Raw genomic sequence first — 9,620 nt, forward strand, 5'->3', positions numbered from 1 at the left:
CGCCCCCCATAATATAAAAAAATTATTTTGTGCGCACGCTTAATTTTTTAAAATAAAAATTTGGTTGCAAAGAAACTACAAGGGGACCGGCCAATAAACCGTTAAGCCCACCCAAACCCCCTTTTGAAACGGCACCCCCCGCCCGGGGCTTAATGGGGGGGGGGGGTACCTTTGTTGCGAACGATTTTTGAACTGCCCCGCCCATTATATGGCAAAACAAGGGTCCCCCCCCACCAGACCTGCCCGGGCCCGGCGCCATGTTGCTCTGCATATCGCCGCCGCCACGCACTCCGGCGACAATACGGGTCCGAGCTGTTCCCCGTTCCCGTAATCGAGTGACTGATGAGCGCCTCTTTCGTTTCGCCTGATGTGATCCGCCGCCTGTTCGCGCAGGCCATGTCCCGCATGTACCGCACCGAAGTGCCGCTGTACGGCACGCTGGTGGAACTGGTGGAGCGGATCAACGCGCAGGTGCTTGCCCAGGATCCGGCGCTGGCCGCGCAGCTGCAGCGCAACGACGAGCGTGCACGCCTGGATGAAGAGCGCCATGGCGCGATCCGCGTCGGCACCGTGCAGGAGCTGGCCACGCTGCGCCGCCTGTTCGCGGTGATGGGCATGTACCCGGTGGGCTACTACGACCTGTCGGTGGCTGGCGTGCCGGTGCACTCCACCGCGTTCCGCCCGCTCACTGGCACCGCGCTGGCGCAGAACCCGTTCCGCGTGTTCACCTCGCTGCTGCGCCTGGAGCTGATCGAAGACGAAGCGCTGCGTGCCGAATCGGCGAAGATCCTTGCGCGACGCCGTATCTTCACCGACGGCGCGCTGGCGCTGATCGACCAGGCCGAGCGTGACGGCGGCCTGTCGCAGGCCGATGCAGAGCGCTTCGTCGACGAGGCGCTGGAAACCTTCCGCTGGCACGGCGATGCCACCGTCGACCTGCCGACCTACCACGCGCTGCACAACGCGCATCGCCTGGTGGCCGACGTGGTCAGCTTCCGTGGCCCGCACATCAACCACCTGACCCCGCGCACGCTGGACATCGATGCCGCGCAGGCGGCGATGATCGAACACGGCATGGCGGCCAAGGCGGTGATCGAAGGCCCGCCGCGCCGCGCCTGCCCGATCCTGCTGCGCCAGACCAGCTTCAAGGCACTGGAAGAGGCCGTGCATTTCCCGGGCGGCGAAGGCGGGGATGCCGGCACCCATACCGCGCGCTTCGGCGAGATCGAACAGCGCGGCCTTGCGCTCACCCCGAAGGGCCGCGCGCTGTACGACCAGCTGCTGTCGCAGGCACGCGATGCCGGTGGCGAAGGCAGCACTGGCGGCGACTACGGCCAGCGCCTGCAGGCGGTGTTCGCCAGCTTCCCGGATGACCATGACACGCTGCGCCAGGAAGGCCTGGGCTATTACCGCTACCAGCTGACCGACGCCGGCCGCGCTGCGCCCGAGCGCGTGGCCGATCTGCCGGCTGAAGTGCTGGTGGCCGCCGGACTGGCCACGGCCGATCCGATTGTCTACGAGGATTTCCTGCCGGTCAGTGCCGCAGGCATCTTCCAGTCGAACCTGGGCGGTGAAGAACAGCGCGCCTATGCAGCACACGCCAACCGCGAGGCCTTCGAGCAGGCGCTGGGCGTGGCGGTGAATGACGAGTTCGAGATCTACGAGCGGCTGCAGGCCGAATCGTTGGCGGCGCTGCGCGGGTAAACGACTTGCCGTGGAGCCGAGCGTGGGCTCGGCTCTACAGGGATTCTGTGGAGCGGGCCCTTGTAGAGCCGAGCCATGCTCGGCTGCACAGGGAAGGAGAGTCGAGCATGGCTCGACTCTACAGCCGCGGGCGTCAGCCCTTCATCGTGCCGGTATCCAGCCAGCGCTGGTGCCACGACAGCGCTTCCGGCAGCAGGTGCGGGGTGTGCTTGCCGTAGCTTTCGCGGCTGGCACGGTCGAAGTAATCCTGCAGCTGCGGGCGTAAATCCGGGTGCGCGCAGTTGTCGATCAGCACCTGCGCGCGCTTGCGCGGGGTCAGGCCACGCAGATCGGCCAGGCCCTGTTCGGTCACGATCACCGACACGTCGTGCTCGGTATGGTCCACATGGCTGGCCATCGGCACGATCGCCGAGATGGTGCCGTTCTTGGCGGTGGACGGGCTCAGGAACGCCGACAGGAAACCGTTGCGGGCAAAGTCCCCCGAACCGCCGATGCCATTCATGATCCGCGTGCCCATCACGTGCGTCGAATTGACGTTGCCGTAGATGTCCACTTCGATCATGCCGTTCATGCCGATGCAGCCCAGGCGACGCACCAGTTCCGGGTGGTTGGAGATTTCCTGCGTGCGCATGATGATGCGTTCGCGGTAGAAATCGATGTTCTCCTTGAACGTCTCGTTGGCCTGCGGGCTCAGCGCGAAGCCGGTGCACGAGGCATAGCTCAGCACGCCGTCGCGCAGCAGGTCGAGCATGCCGTCCTGGATCACTTCGGTGAACGCGGCCAGGTCGCGGAAACCGCTCTTGGCCAGGCCGGCCAACACCGCATTCGGAATGTTGCCCACGCCCGACTGCAGCGGCAGCAGGTTCGGCGGCAGGCGGCCCTTCTTCACCTCGTGCTTGAGGAACTCGATCAGGTGCGAGGCGATCTGCTCGCTGGTCGCATCGATCGGGCTGAACGGGCTGTTGCGGTCCGGGCCGTTGGTGCGCACCACCGCCACGATCTTGTCCGGGTCGCAGCGCAGCGCGGTGTCGCCAATGCGGTCGTTGGCGTTCACCAGCGGAATCGGCTTGCGGTGCGGCGGCAGCGCGGTGCCGTAGTAGATGTCGTGCATGCCGTCGACGCCGGCCGGCTGCCATTCGTTGACCTCGACGATCACCTTCTTGGCCAGGTCCAGCCAGGTCTTGTTGTTGCCGACCGAGGTGGACGGCACCAGCGAACCGTCCTCGCGGATGCCCGAGACTTCGATCACGGCGGTATCGATCTCGCCGTAGAAACCGAACCACACGTGCTGGGCCACGTGGCTGAGGTGGATGTCGATGTAGTCCAGCTTGCCCTCGTTGATGCGGTTGCGCGCATCCGGGTCGCTCTGGAACGGCATGCGCATGGCGATGCCATCGGCCTTGGCCAGCGCACCATCAAGCTCCGGCGCGGTCGAGGCACCGGTCATCAGCTTGATCTGGAAGGGGTTGCCCTGGGCATGCACCGCTTCGATGCGGCGGGCCAGTTCGACGGGAACGGCCTTGGGATACCCGGAGCCGGTAAAGCCGCTCATGGCCACGGTTTCACCGGGCTGGATCAGCGCGGCTGCGGCCTCGGCGGAGACCACGCGGTCACGGAGACGCGCGTTGGCGATGCGATCAACAGACATGACGACACGTGTTGCTGGGGGGAATCCCGATTATCGGCCATCCTCATCCGTACGGGGGGTTCTACCTTCGTGGAATGGCTTTTCCCCGGAGGGCTCACCCATACCCGCCGGTTTTGTTTTGCAGTGCAGCGTGCAAAGTGCTTTCGCAGCCCGCACGATGGCCCTGCATCCCGACGTGGGGGAGGGAGCAGAGCCCGCTGGCAGTTCGCTGCAAGCGGGCTTTTTTATTGCCTGTCGTCCAGTATGAATACGCGGCACCCCTTCGGGGTCGGATCCTTTTGCCAAGGGCAAAAGGCTCTGACCCCACCAGCGGCATCAACCGGCGGCATCTCGGGGGCAGAGCCCTTCGCCGTTGGCAAAGGGATCCGACCCCGCGAGAATCGGGGCATGACCCTCGCCCCCGCTGAACTGTCCGCCGCCCTCCAGCCCGTTGTCGACCGCGCCTTGTCGCGATTGGCCCAGGCGCTGCCCGAGCCTGCCCCGGCCGACCTGCTGCCGCTGCTGACCCGGCTGGCGGTGGCCAGCGACTTCGCCCTGGATACCCTGGTGCGGCAACCGGCGCTGCTGGCGCAGCTGGCCGCCCCGGGTTGCCCGCCGATCCCGGCGCCGGTGCTTGACCCGCTGCAGCCCAGTGATTGGCCGGCACAGCTGCGGCGCTGGCGTGCGGCGATGTCCACGCGGCTGATCTGGCGCGACCTGGCTGGGCTGGACGACGTGGCGCAGACCCTGGCCGGCGCCACCACCCTGGCCGAGGACTGCCTGCGGCTGGCGCTGGACGCGCTGCAGCAGGAGTTCGCCCAGCGCCACGGTGTGGTTCGCGATGGCGAAGGCGCCCCGCAGCAGCTGGTGGTGTTCGGCCTCGGCAAGCTCGGTGGCGGCGAGCTCAACTTCAGTTCCGATATCGACCTGGTCTACGCCTACCCGCACGGCGGCGAATCCGATGGCCCGCGCGCGCTGGCCGCCGAAGAGTATTTCGCCCGCCTCGGCCAGCGCCTGGCCAAGCTGCTGGACGAAACCACGGTCGATGGCTTCAGCCACCGGGTGGACCTGCGGTTGCGCCCGTTCGGCAGCGCCGGCCGCGTCGCGCTGTCGTTCGCGGCAATGGACCAGTACTTCCAGCGTGAGGGCCGCGACTGGGAGCGCTACGCATGGCTGAAGGCGCGCGCGGTAGCCGGCGACATCGCCGCCGGTGAGGCGTGGCTGCAGACGCTGCGCCCGTTCGTCTACCGCCGCTACCTCGATTTCACCGCACTTGATGGCCTGCGCGAGATGAAGGCGGCGATCACCGCCGAAGTCGCGCGCCGCGAGCTGCACGAAGACATCAAGCGCGGCGCCGGTGGCATCCGCGAGATCGAGTTCCTGTGCCAGGCGCTGCAGCTGATCCGCGGTGGTCGCGAACCGGCCCTGCGCGAACGCCGACTGCTGGTGGCACTGGATGCGCTGGTCGCCGCCGGTCAGATCGCGCCGGAGGATGGCGCGGCGCTGCGCGAGGCCTACCTGTTCCTGCGCCGGCTGGAAAACCGCCTGCAGATGCTGCGCGACGCACAGACCCACGTGCTGCCCAGCGATGCATTGGACCGTGAGCGCATCGCCGTCGGCCTCGGCTATCCGGACTGGGACGTACTGCGCGCGGCACTGGCCGTGCAGCAGGCGCGGGTCAGTACCGAATTCGCCGCGCTGCTGGCGCCGCGCAAAGGCCAGGCCGCACCCGACGCACTGGCCAACTACTGGCGCAGCTTGCCCGACGGCAGCAACGCACCGCTGCTGGCCGAAGCCGGCTTCCTCGATGCCAACGGCGCCGACCAGTCATTGCGTGATTTCGCCCAGGGCACCGGCGTGAAGTCCTTGTCCGATGCCGCGCGCGCACGCCTGGACCGTGTGCTGCCGGCGCTGCTGCATGCCGCCACGCGTTCACCGCAACCGGATGCCGCGCTCAAGCGCGTGCTTGGCCTGCTGCAGGCGGTGCTGCGCCGGACCAGTTATCTCGCGCTGCTGGACGAACAACCGAGTGCATTGGCGCGCCTGGTCGATGTGCTGGCGCGCAGTGCGCTGCTTGCCGAACGCTTGGCCGCGTATCCATTGCTGTTGGACGAACTGCTGGACGTGCGCGTGTCCGGGCCGATGCCGGATGCCGCCGGCATGCTGGCCGAGTGCCAGCAGGTGCTGGCGGTGGAGGATCCCGAATCCGCACTGCGCTGGCTCAACGAGACGCGGTTGGCGCTGAGCTTCCGCATGGCGATGGCCACATTGGACGGGCGCCAGGGGGCGGTGGACAGCACGCGGCAACTGGCCGAGCTGGCACAGGCGGTGGTGGTCACCGTGCTGGCGATGGCCGAAGCGGACATGCGTGCCGCACACGGCGAGATTCCCGGTGGCCGCTTCGCGATCATCGGCTACGGCAGCCTGGGTGGGCTGGAGCTGGGTTTCGGTTCCGACTTGGACCTGGTGTTCCTGCACGACAACCCGGCCGGCGTGGACGCCAGCGATGGTGCGCGGCCGTTGGAGCCGGGTCGCTGGTATGCGCGCCTGGCGCAGAAGGTGATGGCGCTACTCGGTGCGGTCACTGCTGCGGGCCGCCTGTACGACATCGACGTGCGCCTGCGCCCGGACGGTGGCAAGGGTTCGCTGGTGTCTTCGTTGGCCAGCTACACCGAATACCAGCGCGAACGCGCATGGACCTGGGAACACCAGGCCTTGGTGCGCGCACGCGGCGTGGCCGGTGATGCCAGCCTGCTGGCCGACTTCGAACAGGTGCGTGCGCAGACGCTGGGTCGTGAGCGCGATCCGGCGACGCTGTATGCCGATGTGCTGAAGATGCGCGGCCGCATGCGCACCGAACTGGACCGCAGCGATGCCGCGCGGCTGGACCTGAAGCAGGGTGCCGGCGGCGTAGTGGACCTCGAGTTCCTGCTGCAGACCGGCGTGCTGGCGCGCAGTGCGCAGCATGCGGCGCTGTTGGAACCGCGCGATACACCGTCGTTGATCGATGCGCTGGCGGTCGCGGGCTTCCTGCCCGATGCCACCGCGCAGGGGCTGCATGGCGCGCATGCCACGCTGCTGGACGTGGGCCTGGCCTGCACGCTGGATCGGCGGCCGCGATTGGCACCGACCACGCCTGCGATTGAAGACGCGTGTGCGGCGATCGCTTCGGCGTGCGTTGAAGCGAAGTTGCCGTTCGGGTGATGCGTGGTTGTGCGGGAATGCGCACTTGGTAGGTGCCAACCTTGGTTGGCACAACCCGTCAGCGTTCATGACCCCGGCAACAGCGTGCCAACCAAGGTTGGCACCTACCAGGGCAATGGCGGTCAGCTGGTCGCGCGCAGCGGCGCCATCTTCCACAGCAGCGCGCGGAACGGCGCCAGCAGGCACACGCCGATGGCCAGCTTCACGGCCAGGTCGCCCGCCGCCCAGCTCACCCACGGCAGTGCCGAACCGGCAAACGCGATCGACCAGAAAATGGTGGTATCCACGGTCGCGCTGCAGGTGGTGGCCACCATCGGTGCGCGCCACCAACTGCCACGACGCAGGCGGTCGAACACGGTGATATCCAGCAGCTGCGCCACGATGAAGGCCGAGCACGAGGCAATGGCGATACGCGGCGTGGCCACCCACACCGACAACACCACCGCCACGAGGAAGCCGATCCACGCCACGCGGCGCGCCGGGCCCGGGCCGAAGCGGCGGTTGATCAGGTTGCTGACCAGGAACGCCACCGGATAGCTGAAGGCACCCCAGGTCAGCCAATCGTTGATCGGGTACTGCACCAGTACGTTGGACAGCAGCACCACCGCGCCCATCGCCAGTACCGCCAGCACCAGCGCGCGCGGGGTCAGCGGGGCAAAAAGAGGGGCAGGACGCACGGACATGGCGAGCCAGGGGGACAAGGGGAATGGGTCATTATCCGCCCGGCCCGCGCCAAATCCAAAAACGCTCGTTCAGCTTTACAGCGCTTCGCTCATCACATCGCCAGCGGCATAGGCGGTGGGCACATAGGCCAACGCCTGGCCCTGGGCGCTCTTTACGGTCCAACCCGCACCGGCCTCGGTGGGGTCGAAATGCACCTGCTGGCCGACCACAAAGACTGCCGTCTGGTCCTCGTGCACGCGCGCCGGCCAGCGCAGCGTGGCGGTCTGGTCGGCCTTGTCGGGCACCTGCAGCTGTACCTGGCGTTCGCCCGCCGGCGTGGTCTCCACCTTCTTCACTTCCATCGGCGGCAGCGGCACCGCCTTGGTGCGGGCGGCCCGGTTGCTGCGCTCGCTGGCCTTGAACGGCGCCTTCGACAGTTCGGACAGACCTGCCGATGCAGCAAGAGGGACCGACACCACGATCAGCGATGTGATCAGCACACTGGCCTCGCTGCTGTTCAACTGCGGTGCGGCGCCAGCATGGACGGTGGGCACCAGCAGTGCGGAGAGCAGCAGGGCGGAAGCAGGAACGCGCAGGCAACGGAACATGGAGACCTCCTGGTCGGATGGGAAGCGGCGGCTCAGCGCCGGGTATCGAAAATGTCGCGCGGGCCGGTGGCCTCGGGCAGGTATTCCAGCGGGCGGCCCTGGTTGTCCTTCACCTGCCAGCCCTGGTCGGTCCCGGCCGGCTCGAAGTTCACGGTCTGGCCCACGGTGAACTGCACGGCGGGATCGCCGGGGCGCTTCGGCCACTGCATCGACGCGGTGTTCTGCGGGTTGTTGGCCTCACGCAGCAACACTTCGCGGCGGCCGTCGACGGTGGTGGCGATGGCGCTCACCTGCATCTGCGGCAGCTTCACCGATGCGCCGTGGCCGGGCGGCAGCCCGGCATCCTGGGCTTCCTTGGCAGCGGCTGCGCGCGCTGAAGCCACCAGGGGTGCGGACATCTCCAGGCTCGGCCCCTGCGGACCCGGGTCCTGCAGGATGATGATGCGGCGTTCGGCATGGGCAGTGTTCGCGCCGAGCAGGCCGGCAACGATCACCATCGACATCAGGGAAACAAGCAGCGGACGCATGTCGTTCTCCTCGCGGGATTCAGGGCGTGGCGGCAGCAGCACCGGCCACCGGCACATGGGGGATCACCAGTTCCTGCTGCAGCTGGCTGCGCTGATGCAGGAAGTCGAACACCGATTCCACCGTCACCACCGAATAGTTGCCGGAAATGCGTTCGCCGGCCGGATGGTCGGTGGTGGTGGCGTTGGCCACGAACAGGCGCGCTCCCACGCGCTTGCCCAGGCCGATGTGCAGCACGCTGGGCTGGTACTTCTGCTGGCGCAGCCACTGCTGGGCCTGCTCGCGCTTGACGATGGCCGGCGCGCCTTCGGCCTGCGCCATCGCTGCGGCCAGCACTTCCAGTACCCACTGGTTGGAGTTCTGGTAGTCGGTGGCGAACGGGTAGGCGACCACGTTGTACCTGGTCTCGTGCAGCGCCTTGGGCTGGATCGAGGGCGACACCAGCATCGCCTTCAATGCAGCACGCAGCGGCGCCGAAGGCACACCGATGCGCAGGTCGGTATGGCCGCCGCTCTCGCCGACGAAGTTGCCGAGGCCTTCGTGGTACAGCTGCGAGCTGTCGGTCTTGCAGCGGTTGAGCAGGTGCATCGCCCGCCAGCGGCCATCGTCCTCGCGCAGCAGGAAGGCCAGGTGGCTGTGTCGCAGGCCGTATCGGCTCAGGTCCTGGCCACCGCGCGCGGCGACCACCACGTCCACATCGGGCAGCGCATCCAGGCGCTCGGCGGTGGTCCAGGCCACGTCCAGCATCGCTGCCTGTGAGGCGACGCTGGGGTAGCGTTCGCGGCATTCGGTGCTGTTGGCCCATGCGGGCGCGGTCGCCAGCAGGCTGGCGATCAGCAGGGCGGCGCGGGGCAGGCGGGAGAAACGATCCATGTCGATACCTTCAACGGCGGGCAGGCCCGCGCGCCGATCATACGCCGCTCAGCGCAGCGGGCGGTCCACGCCCTTGCGCTTGAGCTCGCGGTCGCAGGCCTCGCTGATCGGCGCGATCGGCAGCGGCGGGCGCTCGCCATTCTTCGGATCGCGCAGCGCCGGCTGTTCGCGGTACGCGTCCAGCTGCTGCTGGCACTGATAGGAAATCGGGTCCAGCTCGGTGGGCGTGGTGGAGCAGGCAGCGAGCAGGGCCAGCGGCAGCAGGAGCAGGGTACGCATGAAGGCATTCGGTCCGATGGGGGACACCGGACTCTAACGGTATGGGCAGATTGAAATGTTCAGAAATCGCTGTGCATCCGGGTAACGGAGGGCTGGACCATGTCGGGGGGCTTGGGCCACGACGGGCGTTGGGCCAC

The 9,620-nt window shown here is 67.5% G+C and carries 8 protein-coding genes; 2 read left to right on the top strand and 6 right to left on the bottom strand.

Going from position 1 to position 9,620, the window contains the following annotated elements; all coding sequences use genetic code 11:
- Window positions 1-342: 342 nt before the first annotated feature.
- Window positions 343-1,704 carry a VOC family protein gene (locus QRO91_RS20575; RefSeq protein WP_049432890.1) on the top strand — a complete coding sequence of 454 codons (1,362 nt, stop codon included), beginning with the start codon at window positions 343-345 and terminating at the stop codon, window positions 1,702-1,704.
- 133 nt (window positions 1,705-1,837) lie between these two features.
- On the opposite strand, the gene QRO91_RS20580 is transcribed toward QRO91_RS20575, so the two are convergent.
- A complete protein-coding gene (locus QRO91_RS20580) occupies window positions 1,838-3,352 on the bottom strand; it encodes an acetyl-CoA hydrolase/transferase family protein (RefSeq protein ID WP_197650591.1) in 1,515 nt (504 codons plus the stop codon).
- Between the two features lie 387 nt (window positions 3,353-3,739).
- Here QRO91_RS20580 and glnE point away from each other — a divergent pair, with 387 nt between their 5' ends.
- On the top strand, window positions 3,740-6,535 hold the full coding sequence (glnE, locus tag QRO91_RS20585) for a bifunctional [glutamate--ammonia ligase]-adenylyl-L-tyrosine phosphorylase/[glutamate--ammonia-ligase] adenylyltransferase (protein WP_285310536.1): 2,796 nt from the start codon (window positions 3,740-3,742) through the stop codon (window positions 6,533-6,535).
- Between the two features lie 122 nt (window positions 6,536-6,657).
- Here glnE and QRO91_RS20590 read toward each other — a convergent pair whose 3' ends face one another.
- The 5 genes from QRO91_RS20590 to QRO91_RS20610 all read right to left on the bottom strand — a co-directional run bounded on the left by QRO91_RS20590 (window position 6,658) and on the right by QRO91_RS20610 (window position 9,483).
- Window positions 6,658-7,218: a queuosine precursor transporter gene (locus QRO91_RS20590; RefSeq protein WP_005407830.1), complete on the bottom strand. Its 561-nt coding sequence runs from the start codon at window positions 7,216-7,218 to the stop codon at window positions 6,658-6,660.
- Between the two features lie 75 nt (window positions 7,219-7,293).
- A complete protein-coding gene (locus QRO91_RS20595) occupies window positions 7,294-7,806 on the bottom strand; it encodes a hypothetical protein (protein ID WP_197650593.1) in 513 nt (170 codons plus the stop codon).
- A gap of 32 nt (window positions 7,807-7,838) precedes the next feature.
- Complete coding sequence (locus QRO91_RS20600) at window positions 7,839-8,333, bottom strand: hypothetical protein (protein ID WP_197650594.1); 495 nt, start codon at window positions 8,331-8,333, stop codon at window positions 7,839-7,841.
- A 19-nt stretch (window positions 8,334-8,352) separates the two neighbouring features.
- Entirely contained in the window at window positions 8,353-9,204 is an 852-nt protein-coding gene (locus tag QRO91_RS20605) for a DUF2145 domain-containing protein (RefSeq protein WP_197650595.1), read from the bottom strand.
- 48 nt (window positions 9,205-9,252) lie between these two features.
- Window positions 9,253-9,483 carry a hypothetical protein gene (locus QRO91_RS20610; RefSeq protein ID WP_197620028.1) on the bottom strand — a complete coding sequence of 77 codons (231 nt, stop codon included), beginning with the start codon at window positions 9,481-9,483 and terminating at the stop codon, window positions 9,253-9,255.
- Window positions 9,484-9,620 lie beyond the last annotated feature (137 nt).

This window comes from Stenotrophomonas maltophilia group sp. Smal32, from assembly GCF_030237085.1.
Classification (GTDB): domain Bacteria; phylum Pseudomonadota; class Gammaproteobacteria; order Xanthomonadales; family Xanthomonadaceae; genus Stenotrophomonas; species Stenotrophomonas maltophilia_Q.

Excerpts from the sequence above, each read along its gene's own strand:
- QRO91_RS20575 (WP_049432890.1), top strand. The coding sequence starts at position 343 with ATGAGCGCCTCTTTCGTTTCGCCTGATGTGATCCGCCGCCTGTTCGCG.
- QRO91_RS20580 (WP_197650591.1), bottom strand. The coding sequence starts at position 3,352 with ATGTCTGTTGATCGCATCGCCAACGCGCGTCTCCGTGACCGCGTGGTC.
- glnE (WP_285310536.1), top strand. The coding sequence starts at position 3,740 with ATGACCCTCGCCCCCGCTGAACTGTCCGCCGCCCTCCAGCCCGTTGTC.
- QRO91_RS20590 (WP_005407830.1), bottom strand. The coding sequence starts at position 7,218 with ATGTCCGTGCGTCCTGCCCCTCTTTTTGCCCCGCTGACCCCGCGCGCG.
- QRO91_RS20595 (WP_197650593.1), bottom strand. The coding sequence starts at position 7,806 with ATGTTCCGTTGCCTGCGCGTTCCTGCTTCCGCCCTGCTGCTCTCCGCA.
- QRO91_RS20600 (WP_197650594.1), bottom strand. The coding sequence starts at position 8,333 with ATGCGTCCGCTGCTTGTTTCCCTGATGTCGATGGTGATCGTTGCCGGC.
- QRO91_RS20605 (WP_197650595.1), bottom strand. The coding sequence starts at position 9,204 with ATGGATCGTTTCTCCCGCCTGCCCCGCGCCGCCCTGCTGATCGCCAGC.
- QRO91_RS20610 (WP_197620028.1), bottom strand. The coding sequence starts at position 9,483 with ATGCGTACCCTGCTCCTGCTGCCGCTGGCCCTGCTCGCTGCCTGCTCC.